Genomic DNA, 13,724 nt, shown 5'->3' with positions numbered 1-13,724 from the left:
AGAAGAACAGGCTCTCCATCGGCACGCTGCTTGCGCGGCTGGTACTGATCGCGGCCGGGCTGTCGGCACTGGTACCGGTGCTGTGGACCTTTCTCAACTCGTTCAAGAACCGGGTCGACATCGTCTCGGCGGTGCCCAGGTTCTTCTTTACGCCCACGCTGGAGAACTACGTCTATGTGCTCAGCCGCGAGGCGGTGGCGCAGGGGCTCGTCAACTCCGTCGTGGTGGTGGGCTCGGCGGTGATCGCCGGCGCGGTGCTCGGGCTGCCCGCGGCCTATGCGCTCGCGCGCTATCCGCTGCGCCGGGCCGACGACATCCAGTTCTTCGTGCTCTCGATGCGCTTCCTGCCGCCGGTGGCGGTGGCCATTCCGCTGATGGTGATCTGGCTGCAGCTGGAGCTGTACGACACGCGCATCGCGCTGATCGTCACCTACACGCTGCTCACGCTGTCCACCGTGATCTGGCTCGCGATTCCTGCCTTCAAGGCGGTGCCCAGGGAAGTGGAGGAGGCCGGCCGCGTCGACGGCTACGGCCCTTACGCAATCTTCTTCAGGGTGTCGCTGCCGATCGCCGCGCGCTCGCTGATCGGTGCCATCGCCTTCGGCTTCGTGCTGGTGTGGAACGAGTTCCTCATCGCGCTGATGCTCACCACCTCGGACGCCAAGACGCTGCCCATCGTGGCCTCGGAGCTGAGCCAGCTCGGGCGCGACGTGCCCTGGGGCATCCTGAACGCGTCCGTCATCCTGCTGTCGCTGCCGCCGCTGCTCATGGTCGGCGTGCTAAGCGGCTTCCTCAACGCCGCGTTCAAGCGCAGGCGCGACGCGGCGTGAGCCCCGAGGCGATCCCTCTTTCCCGGAACAACGAAATGTCCGCAATCAGCTGTCACAAGATCATCAAGCGCTACGGCGACACGCAGGTCGTCCACCAGTTCGACCTCGACGTGTCCGACAACGAGTTCGTCGTGTTCCTCGGCCCCTCGGGCTGCGGCAAGTCGACCATCCTGCGCATGCTCGCAGGCCTGGAGGACATCTCCGACGGCGACCTCATGATCGGCGGCCAGCGCGTGAACGACCTGCCGCCGCAGGATCGCGGCATCGCCATGGTGTTCCAGAACTACGCGCTCTATCCGCACATGAGCGTGCGCGACAACATCGCATTCGGCCTCAAGCGGCTGAAGGTGCCCAAGGCCGAGATCGACGCGCGCATCAAGGAGGTGTCGGACACGCTGGGGCTGGAACGCTACCTGCAGCGCAAGCCCGCCGAGCTGTCGGGCGGGCAGCAGCAGCGCGTGGCGATCGCGCGGGCGATGATCAAGACGCCGAAGGTGTTCCTCTTCGACGAGCCGCTGTCGAACCTCGACGCCAAGTTGCGCAACCACATGCGCATCGAGATCGCCCGGCTGCACCAGGCGCTGAAGACCACCACCGTGTACGTGACCCACGACCAGCACGAAGCGATGACGCTGGCCGACCGCATCGTGCTGCTGCGCGACGGACGCATCGAACAGGTCGGTTCGCCGCGCGAGATCTTCGAGCAGCCGCGCTCGGCCTTCGTGGCCGGCTTCATCGGCACGCCGCCGATGAACCTGGTGGAGATGAGCGTGTGCGAAGCCGGCGGCCATTTCGAACTGACGGGCCGCGAGGGCACGGTGCGGGTGGATCCGCGGCGCTTCGCGCTGGAAGGCCGCGAGCGCGTGACGCTGGGCATCCGGCCGGCGCACCTGCAGGTCGATACGCAGGACGGGCGCGATGGCGGCTTCGTCGGCGAAGTGCAGCTCATCGAATATCTCGGCAACGAGGTGCTGGTGAGCTTCGGCCGGGGCGGCGGCGAGGTCGCCGCGCTCATGCCTGCCGCGCAACGCCCCGGTCTGCGCGAGTGCGTGCGCTTCGTTGCCGACCCGGCGCAGGTGCACCTGTTCGACATCGATTCGGGCGCCTCGCTGCTGCGCGCCGAAGCCTCATTGCATTGACGACACATCGACCGCACAACGACAACACTTCTGCAAGGACTCGAAGACATGAAAGCACTGGTTCTGGAAAAGGCTCACGAGCTCAGGCTGCGCGAGCTCGACATTCCGCTTCACGTGGGGTCGCGCGACGTGAAGATCCGCATGCACACCGTGGGCGTATGCGGCAGCGACGTTCACTACTACCAGCACGGTGGCATCGGCCCGTACGTGGTGCAGGAGCCGATGGTGCTGGGCCACGAGGCATCGGGCACGGTGGTGGAGGTGGGCGCGGAGGTCACGCACCTCAAGCCCGGCGACCGCGTGTGCATGGAGCCCGGCATTCCCGCAGCCGATTCGCGTGCCACGCTCGAAGGCATCTACAACCTGGACCCGGCCGTGCGCTTCTGGGCCACGCCGCCCATCCACGGCTGCCTCACGCCCTTCGTGGTGCACCCGGCGGCCTTCACCTTCCGCCTGCCCGACAACGTGAGCTTCGGCGAGGGCGCGATCGTCGAGCCGCTGTCGATCGGCCTTCAGGCCGCGAAGAAGGCTGCGCTGAAGCCGGGCGACGTGGCGGTGGTCGTCGGCGCCGGCACCATCGGCGCGATGACGGCGCTGGCTGCGCTCGCGGGCGGCGCGGCGCGCGTGATCCTTGCGGACCTCGTGCCCGAGAAGCTGGCGCTCTTCGACGGCAACCCTGCGGTGACGACCGTCGACGTACGCGGCACCAACCTGGCCGAGGCCGTGAAGTCGCTGACCGACGGCTGGGGCGCCAACGTGGTCTTCGAGGCCAGCGGCAGCGCGCGCGCCTTCGAGGGCATCGTCGACCTGCTGTGCCCCGGCGGCTGCCTCGTGCTGGTGGGCATGCCCGGCGGCAAGGTGCCGATGGACATCGTCGCGATCCAGTCGAAGGAGGTGCGCATCGAGTCGGTGTTCCGCTACGCCAACATCTTCCCGCGCGCGCTGGCGCTGATCGCCTCGGGCCAGGTCGACGTGAAGCCCTTCATCTCGCGCACCTTCGACTTCGCCGACGGCGTGCGGGCCTTCGAGGAAGCTGCTGCTGCCCGTGCGGGCGACGTGAAGATCCAGATCGAGTTTCCGCAGGGCGCCGAAGCCTGACGCATTCCTGAAGCTCCGTTTCGGCAGCCGCCTGAGCAAGGGGAAATGCCGGGGGGCGCGGCGCGCATGCGCGGCTACAGTGGCCGGGTTTTGCCACCCGGAGTCCGCGAGCCGATGCCCCTGGAGTTTCGCAACGTAGTCCTCACAGGCGCCTGCGGCGGCCTGGGCCAGGCGCTTGCACGCGAGCTGATCGAAGGCGGCGCGCAGGTCGCGCTGGCGGGGCTCGATGCCGGAAAGCTCGAGGCGCTTGCCGCGCTGGCGCCCGGGCGCTGCGCGGTCTATACCCCCGACGTGTCGAACGGGCCGCAGATGCAGGCGTTGGCCGCCGACTGGATGGCCAGGGCCGGCGTGCCCGATCTGGTGGTCGCCAATGCCGGTGTCGCGGGCGGCTACGACACCGCGCAGGCCGACGACCTGGCCGTGTTCCGCCGCATGCTCGAAATCAACCTGCTGGGCGCGGCGACCACCTTCCAGCCCTTCGTGAGCGCGATGCGTGCGCAGCGCCGCGGCGCGCTGGTCGGCATGGCCAGCATCGCGGGCTGGCGTGGCATGCCGGGCAACGGCGCCTACTGCGCGAGCAAGGCCGGGCTGATCCGCTACCTCGAAAGCCTGCGCGCAGAGCTTCGCGAGACGGGGCTCACGGTGCACACGGTGAGCCCCGGCTACATCCGCACCGCGCTCACCGCCGGCAACCGCTTCGCGATGCCGGGGCTGCTCGAAGCCGACGATGCCGCGCACCGGCTGCTGGCGGCCGTGGCCGCGGGGCGCGAGAAGATCGTGCTGCCGCGCCGCATCGGCTGGCTCTCGAAGTTGCTCGATCTCCTGCCGGAGAAGCTGCATGACCGCCTGCTGCGGGGCCAGCCGCGCAAGCCGCGCGTGGGCGAGGCGGGCGCCACGGCCATCCCCGGCCTTTCTTCCAGTCTTTCCTCCGATCTCCCCAAGGAGCCTCCGACCCGATGACGACGCCGAACGACGCCGTACCCACCCACGAACAGATCGCGCTCATCGGCGCGGGCCCCTCCGGCCTCGCCGGCGCGCGCAACCTGCAGAAGCACGGCGTGCCGTTCCAGGGCTTCGAGGCGCATGGCGACGTGGGCGGGCTTTGGGACATCTCCAACCCGCGCTCCACCGTCTACCACTCGGCGCACCTGATCTCGAGCAAACGCACCACCGAGTTCACCGAATTCCCGATGGCCGACAGCGTGGCCGATTACCCGAGCCACCGCGAACTGCGCCGCTACTTCAGCGACTTCGCCGACAAGTTCGGCCTGCGCGAACACTTCCGCTTCAACACGCGCGTGCTGCGCGTCGAGCCCGTGAGCAATGCTCCCGGCACGCGCTGGCTCGTCACCACCGAGGACGGCGAGGGCACGATCGAGACGGCCGAATATAGGGGCGTGGTCATCGCCAACGGCACGCTCGCCGAGCCCAAGCGGCCGAGCTTCGACGGCAACTTCGACGGCGAGCTGCTGCACACCAGCGACTACAAGCACCCGGAGCTCTTCAAGGACAAGCGCGTGCTGATCGTCGGCGCCGGCAATTCGGGCTGCGACATCGCGGTCGATGCGGTGCATTACGCGAAGAGCGTCGACATCTCTGTGCGGCGCGGCTACTACTTCGTGCCCAAGTACGTCTTCGGCAAGCCGGCCGATACTCTGGGCGGCAAGCGGCCGCTGCCGCCATGGCTCAAGCAGCGCATCGACTCGACGGTGCTCAAGTGGTTCACCGGCGATCCGGTGCGCTTCGGCTTCCCGAAGCCCGACTACCGGATGTACGAGTCGCACCCCGTCGTGAACTCGCTGGTGCTGCACCACGTGGGCCACGGCGACATCGGCGTGCGCGCCGATGTCGCGCGGCTCGATGGGCATACGGTGCATTTCAGGGACGGCAGCGCGCGCGAGTACGACCTGATCCTCGCGGCGACCGGCTACGCGCTGCACTACCCCTTCATCGACCGCCAACTGCTGAACTGGCAGGGCATGGCGCCCCGGCTGTACCTCAACATCTTCTCGCCGCGCTTCGAGAACATCGCGGTGCTCGGGATGATCGAGGCCAGCGGCATCGGCTGGCAGGGCCGCTACGAGCAGGCCGAGCTGGTGGCGCGCTACTTCCGCGCGCAGGGCAGCGGTTCGCCCAGGGCGGCTGCGCTACGAGTCGCCGCGCAGGGGCCGGCACCCGACCTGTCGGGCGGCTTCAAGTACCTGCAGCTGGAACGCATGGCGTACTACGTGCACAAGGACACCTACCGCGCGGCCGTGCGCAATGCCGCCGCGGCGCTGGCAGACCCTGCCTGAAGACGAAGAAAGAAGGAGGCCCCGCGCATGCTGCCCGTCGACGAGATACGCCTGCACTTCAACCCCGCCTCGCTGGTGTTGCTGAACGTGGTGCTGGGCTTCCTGATGTTCGGCATCGCGCTGGACACGCGCATCGAGGACTTCAGGCGCGTGGTGCGCATGCCCGGCGCGATGGCCGTGGGCATCGGCGCGCAGTTCATCTTGCTGCCGGCGGTGACCTACGTGCTCACGCTGATCCTCAGGCCCGGTCCGAGCATCGCGCTGGGCATGATCCTCGTGGCCTGCTGCCCGCCCGGAAACATCTCGCAGATACTCACGCACCGCGCAGGCGGGAACGTGGCGCTGTCGGTGTCGATGACGGCGATCTCGAACGCGATCTCCATCGTGGTGATGCCGCTGAACTTCGCGTTCTGGGGCGGCCTGCATCCGACGGCCTCGGCGCTGCTGAAGACCATCGCGCTCGATCCGCTGGACATGCTGGGGCACATCGTGGCGATCATCGGGATTCCCTTCGTGCTGGGCGTGGCCTGCGCGCACCGATTTCCGGCGCTCACGGCGCGCATCAAGAAGCCGGTGGGCGTGCTGAGCTTCGTCGCGCTGATCGTGTTCATCGTCGGCGCCATCGCGGGCAACTGGCGCTTCTTCCTCGACTACGTGGGACTGGTGCTGATGGCGGTGGTAATCCACGACGCGCTGGCCTTCGGCACCGGCTACCTGTGCGCGCGGCTCTCGGGGCTGGGCGACTACGACCGGCGGGCGGTGTCCATCGAGGTGGGAATCCGCAATTCGGGGCTCGGGCTGGTGCTGATCTTCAGCTTCTTCGGCGGACTCGGCGGCATGGCCGTGGTGGCGGGCGTGTGGGGCTTCTGGGACATCATCGCCGGCCTCGCGCTGGCGAGCTGGTGGGGGCGCAAGCCCGCGCAGCCATGAGCGGCGAAGGATTCGTTGCGCGCCGCGTGCTGGTGACGGGGGCCGATGGTTTCCTGGGGCGCAGCCTGCTCGCCGCGCTGGCGGAGCAGGGCAGGCTGGAGGCGCTGGTCGCGGTCGACGTGCGCGAAGTTCCGTCGGACCGGCGGCTCATGGGCGTGACCTACCGGCAGCTTGACGTGCGCGACTCGCGCATTGCCGAAGCCATCGCCGACCATGCCATCGACACCGTGGTGCATCTCGCATCCATCGTCACGCCGGGCAAGGACTCGAACCGCGCCTTCGAGCATTCGGTGGACGTGGGCGGCACGCGCAACGTGCTCGAAGCCTGCGTGGCGAACGGCGTGCGGCACATGGTGGTGTCGTCCAGCGGCGCGGCCTACGGCTACCACGTCGACAACCCGGCGTGGATCACCGAGTCGCAGCCGCTGCGCGGCAACGTGGTGTTCGCCTACGCCGACCACAAGCGGCAGGTGGAGGAGATGCTCGCCGACTACCGCGAGCGGCATCCGTCGCTGGCGCAGACGGTGCTGCGTATCGGCACCATCCTGGGCGAGCGGGTGGACAACCAGATCACTGCGCTGTTCGAGAAAAAGCGGCTCATCGCGATCCGCGGCAGCGCGAGCCCCTTCGTGTTCGTGTGGGACGAGGACGTGACGGGCGCCATCGCCCATGCCCTTGGCGGCGCGCCGTCCGGTTGCTACAACCTCGCGGGCGATGGGGCTCTGACCATCCACGAGATCGCCTCGCGGCTCGGCAAGCATGCGGTCGACTGGCCGGCCGGCGTTCTGAAGGCGGCGCTGGCGGCGGGCTCGGCGCTGGGCGTCAGCCGCTACGGGCCGGAGCAGCTCGACTTCCTGCGCTACCGGCCGGTGCTGCTCAACACCGCGCTGAAGGAGCGCTTCGGCTATGTGCCGCTAAAGACCAGCAGCGAGGCCTTCGATGCGTTCGTGGCGGCGCGGGCGCGGCTGGGGCGGCCGGTCACTGCTTCGTCCTGATCTCGCCGGGCGGCGGCGCGACCAGGTAATCGAGCATGCGACGAGCGTTGAGCGGCAGGTCTTCCGACGAGTGCACGCAGGCCATCAGCGTGCGCTCGGCCCAGGCGTCGGTCAACGAGGCGCGTGCGATCTTCATCGAACGGGCGCACCGCTCGGCGGCGGTCTGCGGAACGATGCCGACGCCGATGCCGTACTCGACCATGCGGCAGACCGCCTCGAAGTTGCGCACGCGCACGCGGTAGGCCAGGTGCTTGCCCAGGGCGCGCACGTGCTGCGTGATCAGCTGCTGCAGCGCGCTGTCGGCGGGCAGGCCGACGAATTCGCTGTCGACCACTTCGGCGAGCCGCAGGCGCCGGCGCGTGGCCAGCGCATGGCCGCGCGGCATCACCAGCACCAGGTCGTCGCGGCGGAAGGGGTGGCATTCGAGGCCCTCGCTGTCTATGGCGTCGGAGACGATGCCGATGTCGCACAGGCCGGCGCGCAGGGCTTCCACCGTGTCGGGGCTGGGCCGCTCTTCCAGATCGACCGAGATGCGCGGATGCTCCGCGAGGAAGCGGCTCAGCACCTCGGGCAGGTGCTCGGTCAGCGCCGAGGTGCCGCACATGAAGCGGACGTGGCCCTTGAGGCCCTGGCCGTACTCGCCGAGCTCGCCGCGCAGGCGCTCCATCTGCTGCAGCACGACGCGCGCATGGTGCAGCAGCGTGCGGCCGGCCTCGGTGGGGCGCACGCCCTGCGCATGGCGGGTGAGCAGGGGGCTGCCGAGTGCGTCTTCCATGCCACGCACACGCTGGCTGGCGGAGGCCAGCGTCATGTGCGAACGCCCCGCGCCGGCAGTGAGGCTGCCGGCCTCGACGACGTGGATGAAGAGCCGCAGGTCGGTGAGGTCGAATCGCATGATCCGGCGGAGTGTGCACCAGGAGCCTCAGCCGCAGACTGAGGCCCGCTTCGCGAATGCCGCATTTGCGGCGGCGGGCCTCGTTGGCAGAGTCGGCGTTCGATGACGCATCCGATCGACGCAACCGCTTTCTGGGCCGCCGCCACGGCCGTGTACCTGCTCGCCGGGGTGATCAAGGGCGTGGTCGGCCTCGGGCTGCCGACGGTGTCGATGGCGCTGCTCGCGCTGTGGATGACGCCGGCCCAGGCGGCTGCGCTGTTGATAGTGCCCTCGCTGGTCACCAACATCTGGCAGACCGGGCCCCGCGCGACCTTCATGCCGGTGCTGCGCCGCATCGGCGGCATGCAGGTGGGCGTGGTGATCGGCACGCTGGCCGGGGCGCTGTGGCTGGGCGTGCCGGCCGGCGCCTGGGCCTCGTTCGCGCTCGGCGTGGCGTTGATCGTCTATGCGCTGTGGGGGCTGACCGGGCGGCAGCTGCATGTGAGCGATGCGCAGGCGCGCTGGGTGGGGCCGCTGGTGGGCATGAGCACCGGGCTGGTGACGGCCGTGACGGGCGTGTTCGCGGTGCCGGCGGTGCCTTACCTGCAGGCGCTGGGCTTCCAGCGCGATTCGCTGATCCAGGCGATGGGGATCTCGTTCACCACCTCGACGGTGGTGCTGGCCATCGGGCTGGCCGTGAACGGGGGGTATCCGGTGTCGGCGATCGGAGGTTCCGTCGCGATGCTGGCGCCGGCCATCGGCGGCATGGTGCTCGGCACCTGGCTGCGCAAGCGGCTGTCGGTGGAGGTGTTCCGGCGCTGCTTTCTCGTCGGGCTGGCGCTGCTTGGCCTCTACATGGCCGTGCGGGCGGCCGGGGCGTGACGACGGCGCCTCAGGCCGCCAGCAGCAGGGCCGAACGCACGCGCTCGATGGTCTGGCGGTAGGGCAGTGCGAAGTCGTCGATCGGATCGCCGGCTCCGAGCCAGCTGAAGAGGAAAACCAGCCCTTCTTCCTCGGGGCTGCCCGTGGCCGTGTGCGTGAAGCTCTCGGGCAGGGGGCTCTCGGCGCGCATCAGGAACAGGTGCCACAGCTGCGGGTGGCGGTGCGTGTTGCCTTCGATGCCGGCTTCGCATTCGCGGTCCAGCGTACCCAGCGACTGCAGCTCGCCGGCGTAGTCGATGCCCGATTCCTCGAGCAGCTCGCGGCGCACCGCCGCTTCGGGCGACTCGCCGGGCTCGATGGTGCCCTTGGGCAGCTGCATGTTGCCGTCCTCGGGATGGCGGAACACCAGCAGCCGGCCCCGTGCGTCGACCAGGCAGGCACAGGCCTTGGGAATGGCGACGCTTGGGCTGCCGGCGTTCATGCTCAGGCGCCCGTCAGTGCGGCCTTGACCGCTGCGCTGACCTGGCCCATGTCGGCCTTGCCGGCCAGGCGGGTCTTGACCACGCCCATGACCTTGCCCATGTCGCCCGGGCCCTTGGCGCCCAGCTCTGCCACGATGGCCTTCACTTCGGCGGCGACCTCGTCGGCGCCCATGCGCTGGGGCAGGTAGACCTCCAGCACCTTGATCTCGGCGGCTTCCTTGTCGGCGAGGTCGGTGCGGCCGCCGGTGGTGAAGGCGGCGATGGAGTCCTTGCGCTGCTTGACCATCTTGTCGACGATGGCCACGACCATGGCGTCGTCGAGCTCCACGCGTTCGTCGACTTCCTTCTGCTTCATCGCGGCCAGCAGCAGGCGGATGGTGGCCAGGCGCTCGGAGTCCTTGGCGCGCATCGCCGTCTTCATGTCTTCGTTGATCTGTGCTTTGAGAGTCATTCGGCAACCTTTCGGAAAAAACAAAGCCGCGGCAGGTTTCCCTGGCGCGGCTGAGGCAACGAGGCGACCGGGCCGACTTTCGTCTGGGGCCCGCCGCCCGCGTGTCGCTTAGTACAGCTTCTTGGGCAGCTGCATGCTGCGCACGCGCTTGTAGTGGCGCTTGACCGCGGCTGCCTTCTTGCGCTTGCGCTCGGCGGTCGGCTTTTCGTAGAACTCGCGGGCACGCAGGTCGGTCAGCAGGCCGAGCTTTTCGATGGTGCGCTTGAAACGGCGCAGGGCGACGTCGAAGGGCTCGTTTTCTTTAACGCGGATGGTGGTCATTGATGAATCGTTGAAATGGATTTGGCCTGGGGAAGATCGGGCCCCGGGCCGGGGTTCCTCAACTGAAAATTTTTGCGGCCGTTGAGGTAAGGCCAAAAGTTAGCCCGAGAGTATAGCACGCCCCCCAGGCTTCGCGCACTTCGTGTCGCTTCGCCAACCCCCCTCGCCGGGGGGCGGCACCTGAAGCCCGGCAGAGCCGGTTCGTCGGTGCCCTGGAACAAGGGCCTGTCATTGCCTCAGAGGGCTTGGGCGCATGCATGCGCGCTGGCCCAGGCCCACTGGAAGTTGTATCCGCCCAGCCAGCCGGTCACGTCGACCACTTCACCGATGAAGTACAGGCCCGGCTGCTTCGATTCCATGGTCTGGGAGGACAGGTCGCGGGTGTCGACGCCGCCGGCCGTGACTTCGGCTTTTTTGTAACCTTCGGTGCCGCTGGGGACGATCTGCCAGCGCGAGATGCGCTCCGACAGGGCCGCCAGGGCTTTGTCGGCGGCCTCGTTGACCGGGCGCTGCAGAGCTGGGTCCTGCCCGACCCAGGCGTCCGCCAGCCGGGAGGGGACCAGCGCGGCCAGTTCGTTGGCGATGCGTTTCTTCGATCGCAGCTTGGCTTCGCCCAGTGCCTCGGCCACGTTCACGCCCGGGGCGAAGTCGAGCGTCAGCGGGGCGCCGGGCTTCCAGTAGCTCGAGATCTGCAGCACCGCCGGACCCGAAAGGCCCCGGTGGGTGAAGAGCAGGTCTTCGAGGAAGGCCATCTTTTCCTTCTTGGCGCCGGTCTCGATGCGCACCGGCAGCGCCAGCCCGGCGAGTTCGGCGTAGGGCGCCCACGCCTCGCCGCCGAAGGTCAGGGGCACCAGCGCAGGCCGCGGAGCGACCATCCGCAGGCCGAACTGCTCGGCGATGCGGTAGCCGAAATCGCTGGCGCCGATCTGCGGGATCGACAGGCCGCCGGTGGCGACCACGATCTTCGGCGTCTCGATGGCGCCCCGGCTGCTCTCGATTCGATAGCTGCCTGCGCTGCTACCGTCTGCATTGCCGGCGGAAAAGCTGATCTCGCCGATGCTGCACGGCTGCCAGCGCTCGACGCCGCCGGCCTGGCATTCGGCCAGCAGCATGTCGACGATCTGCTGCGAGGAGCCGTCGCAGAAGAGCTGCCCCTTGTGCTTTTCGTGGAAGGCGATGCCGTGCTTCTGCACCAGCTCGATGAACTGCTGCGGCGCATAGCGCGACAGCGCCGAGCGGCAGAAATTCGGGTTGTCGCTGATGAAGTGCCGCTGCGGCGCGCGCACGTCGAGGTCGCGGTTGGTGAAGTTGGCGCGGCCGCCGCCCGAGATGCGGATCTTCTCGCCCACCTTCTCGCTGTGGTCCACCACCAGCACCTTCAGCCCGCGCTGGCCCGCCACGCCGGCGCAGAAGAGCCCGGCGGCGCCGGCGCCGATCACGACGGCGTCGAACTTCGCCGCGCTCAAGGTCCGTCGGCCGCCAGGATCGGCGGCGGGTTGTATTTGAGGTGGCCGACGTAGCGCAGCGGCTGCGTGGCGGCGATGGAGGGCACGTCGCCCTCGCGCATGTGCAGCAGGTCGGCCGGGCTCACCCAGCGCGGGTCGGCGTTGGTGATCGGCATGCCTGCCTGGCGGTAGGCCTCCAGAACGAACTGCGAGCAGAAGAACTGGTCGTCGCGGCTCGCGCCCAGCTGCACCATGGCCATGCCGCTCATGCAGTAGTGGCTCACGGCTGAGGGCACCAGCGGCAGCTCGCACAGGCGCCGGTTCAGCACGAAGGGCGCGTTCAGCAGCACACCCACGGTGTTGTAGCTGGTGCCGACCTGCGACAGGGCCCATTCGCGCATGCGCGCAGCGCTCGCGTCGTCCACGCCGGGCACCCGGAAGGCCACGACCATCTGTTCCTCGTCGACCACCTCCGAAAGCGGCCGTGCACGCACGCCGGTTCCCACGGCCTCGGCGATCTGGCCGTCGCCCAGGTACAGCACGGCGTGGCTCACCGGCGAGAAGGTGCCCAGCCGGATGCCGAAGGAATTCACCGTGGCGATGGAGGTGAGCAGGATGTCTCCCGGCGCCAGCGCGTCGGCGGCGATGAGTTCGCCGCCGTTGCCCGGCGCGATGACCGAGCTCTGCACGCGCAGGCGCAGGCCGTTGTCCTTGGTCGGCAGGTCGAGCCGCGTGGCGCAGGCCGACAGCAGCAGGGCGGCGCCCGCCGCGACGAGGGCCGCGGCGGTGCGGAAAGCGATGCGCATCAGCCCTTCCAGACGAACGGGAACTTCAGCTGCTTGAAGAAGCCGTTGGGCACGTAGTCGCCCAGCACGCCGTACTTCTCGGGCCAGAGCTTGGTGCTCTTCACGGCGGTGCCGAAGATGTAGTCGAGGAAGGCGTAGTGCGCCGCGTAGTTCTTGTCGAGCGCTTCCTGGTCCTGGCTGTGGTGCCAGTGGTGGAAGTTGGGCGTGACGATCAGGTAGCGCAGCGGGCCGAGCCGAACGCTCACGTTGCAGTGGTTGAACACCGCCTGGAAGCCCACCACGACGATGTAGGCGTCGATCACGTCCTTGCTGAAGCCCAGCACGTAGATGGGCGCCAGCACCAGGGTGCGAGTGATCAACAGCTCCAGGATGTGCTGGCGCGAGCCGGCCATCCAGTCCATGCTCTTCACGCTGTGGTGCACCGCGTGCAGGCGCCACAGCACCGGCACCTCGTGGTAGGCGCGATGCGTCCAGTACTGCACCAGGTCGGCCACCAGGATGATCAGCAGCAGCCCCGCCCAGAAGGGCAGGTTGCTCACCCAGCCCCGGATGCCGTCGTTGGCCGCCCAGCCGAAGAGCTTGTGCACCATCAGGTTGGTGGCCAGCAGCACGAAGCCCACGATCATGTGGTTCACCACGAAGTGGTGGAAGTCGGTCTGCCACTCCTCCCGGAACACCGGCTGGTCCTTGCGCAGGGCGAACAGCTTCTCGATGAAGATGAAGATCAGCGAGGAGCCCAGCAGGTCGAGGATGAACCAGTCCAGCCCGATGTAGGGCGTGTTGTCCGCGAAGTCGTGAACAGGCACCTTGTGCCCGCCCAGCAGGGCCGAGGCCGCCACCAGCAGGAACGCGGCCGAGGACAGCCAGCGCGAGCGGTTGAAGATGATGTTGACCAGCGAGAGCCCGCCTGAGATGACCAGCGCAGCCAGCAGGATCATGCGCATCATGTCCACGTTGTAGCTCTTGCGCAGCTCGGGCGTGGTGAGGTACTGCGGGAAGTGGAAGGCCAGCACGCCCAGGAAGCACAGGATGGCAAGGCTCAGCGCGATGGTGCCGGTGACCAGGCCCTGTCCGCGGCGCAGTTCGCCGTGGTTCTGGGTGAATTCGTTGAGTTTGTCGATGTCCAGCATGCCCCGCCTCTCCTTCTTCTTCGGCTCCTGTATGGGTGCGCGATTTT

Annotated in this window: 15 protein-coding genes; 8 read left to right on the top strand and 7 right to left on the bottom strand. The window is 68.4% G+C overall.

Going from position 1 to position 13,724, the window contains the following annotated elements; genetic code table 11:
* Positions 1–17: 17 nt before the first annotated feature.
* From G369_RS0107815 to G369_RS0107785, 7 genes are all read left to right on the top strand, one after another.
* Positions 18–830 (top strand): carbohydrate ABC transporter permease, encoded by an 813-nt coding sequence (locus G369_RS0107815; RefSeq protein WP_026346263.1) that lies wholly within the window; start codon positions 18–20, stop codon positions 828–830.
* Positions 831–865: 35 nt separating this feature from the next.
* On the top strand, positions 866–1,969 hold the full coding sequence (locus G369_RS0107810) for an ABC transporter ATP-binding protein (RefSeq protein ID WP_019653427.1): 1,104 nt from the start codon (positions 866–868) through the stop codon (positions 1,967–1,969).
* Positions 1,970–2,017: 48 nt separating this feature from the next.
* On the top strand, positions 2,018–3,067 hold the full coding sequence (locus G369_RS0107805) for an NAD(P)-dependent alcohol dehydrogenase (protein ID WP_019653426.1): 1,050 nt from the start codon (positions 2,018–2,020) through the stop codon (positions 3,065–3,067).
* A gap of 114 nt (positions 3,068–3,181) precedes the next feature.
* Positions 3,182–4,027 carry an SDR family oxidoreductase gene (locus tag G369_RS0107800; protein ID WP_019653425.1) on the top strand — a complete coding sequence of 282 codons (846 nt, stop codon included), beginning with the start codon at positions 3,182–3,184 and terminating at the stop codon, positions 4,025–4,027.
* Entirely contained in the window at positions 4,024–5,361 is a 1,338-nt protein-coding gene (locus tag G369_RS0107795; RefSeq protein ID WP_019653424.1) for a flavin-containing monooxygenase, read from the top strand. The genes G369_RS0107800 and G369_RS0107795 overlap by 4 nt, the downstream gene beginning before the upstream one ends.
* 27 nt (positions 5,362–5,388) lie before the next feature.
* Positions 5,389–6,291: a bile acid:sodium symporter family protein gene (locus G369_RS0107790; RefSeq protein ID WP_019653423.1), complete on the top strand. Its 903-nt coding sequence runs from the start codon at positions 5,389–5,391 to the stop codon at positions 6,289–6,291.
* Entirely contained in the window at positions 6,288–7,286 is a 999-nt protein-coding gene (locus G369_RS0107785) for an SDR family oxidoreductase (protein WP_020722988.1), read from the top strand. Before G369_RS0107790 ends, G369_RS0107785 begins: the two co-directional genes overlap by 4 nt.
* Here the strand turns inward: G369_RS0107785 and G369_RS0107780 are convergent.
* On the bottom strand, positions 7,270–8,181 hold the full coding sequence (locus tag G369_RS0107780; RefSeq protein ID WP_019653421.1) for a LysR family transcriptional regulator: 912 nt from the start codon (positions 8,179–8,181) through the stop codon (positions 7,270–7,272). The genes G369_RS0107785 and G369_RS0107780 overlap by 17 nt on opposite strands.
* A 102-nt stretch (positions 8,182–8,283) precedes the next feature.
* Between G369_RS0107780 and G369_RS0107775 the strand changes: the two genes are divergently transcribed.
* A complete protein-coding gene (locus tag G369_RS0107775) occupies positions 8,284–9,042 on the top strand; it encodes a sulfite exporter TauE/SafE family protein (RefSeq protein WP_019653420.1) in 759 nt (252 codons plus the stop codon).
* 10 nt (positions 9,043–9,052) lie between these two features.
* On the opposite strand, the gene G369_RS0107770 is transcribed toward G369_RS0107775, so the two are convergent.
* From G369_RS0107770 to G369_RS0107745, 6 genes are all read right to left on the bottom strand, one after another.
* Positions 9,053–9,523 (bottom strand): NUDIX domain-containing protein, encoded by a 471-nt coding sequence (locus tag G369_RS0107770; protein ID WP_019653419.1) that lies wholly within the window; start codon positions 9,521–9,523, stop codon positions 9,053–9,055.
* Between the two features lie 2 nt (positions 9,524–9,525).
* Positions 9,526–9,975 (bottom strand): GatB/YqeY domain-containing protein, encoded by a 450-nt coding sequence (locus G369_RS0107765; RefSeq protein ID WP_019653418.1) that lies wholly within the window; start codon positions 9,973–9,975, stop codon positions 9,526–9,528.
* 108 nt (positions 9,976–10,083) lie between these two features.
* Positions 10,084–10,296 carry a 30S ribosomal protein S21 gene (gene rpsU / locus G369_RS0107760; RefSeq protein ID WP_007833691.1) on the bottom strand — a complete coding sequence of 71 codons (213 nt, stop codon included), beginning with the start codon at positions 10,294–10,296 and terminating at the stop codon, positions 10,084–10,086.
* A 236-nt stretch (positions 10,297–10,532) separates the two neighbouring features.
* Positions 10,533–11,762 carry a BaiN/RdsA family NAD(P)/FAD-dependent oxidoreductase gene (locus tag G369_RS0107755; RefSeq protein WP_019653417.1) on the bottom strand — a complete coding sequence of 410 codons (1,230 nt, stop codon included), beginning with the start codon at positions 11,760–11,762 and terminating at the stop codon, positions 10,533–10,535.
* Entirely contained in the window at positions 11,759–12,547 is a 789-nt protein-coding gene (locus tag G369_RS0107750; protein ID WP_019653416.1) for a YaeF family permuted papain-like enzyme, read from the bottom strand. The genes G369_RS0107755 and G369_RS0107750 overlap by 4 nt, the downstream gene beginning before the upstream one ends.
* On the bottom strand, positions 12,547–13,677 hold the full coding sequence (locus tag G369_RS0107745) for a sterol desaturase family protein (protein WP_019653415.1): 1,131 nt from the start codon (positions 13,675–13,677) through the stop codon (positions 12,547–12,549). The genes G369_RS0107750 and G369_RS0107745 overlap by 1 nt, the downstream gene beginning before the upstream one ends.
* Positions 13,678–13,724: the final 47 nt, after the last annotated feature.

The sequence above is a fragment of the Variovorax atrisoli 110B genome (genome assembly GCF_000382045.1).
Taxonomy (GTDB): domain Bacteria; phylum Pseudomonadota; class Gammaproteobacteria; order Burkholderiales; family Burkholderiaceae_C; genus Variovorax; species Variovorax atrisoli.
Note: the sequence above shows the minus strand (reverse complement) of the source record. Positions and strands in the feature narration are given on the sequence as shown.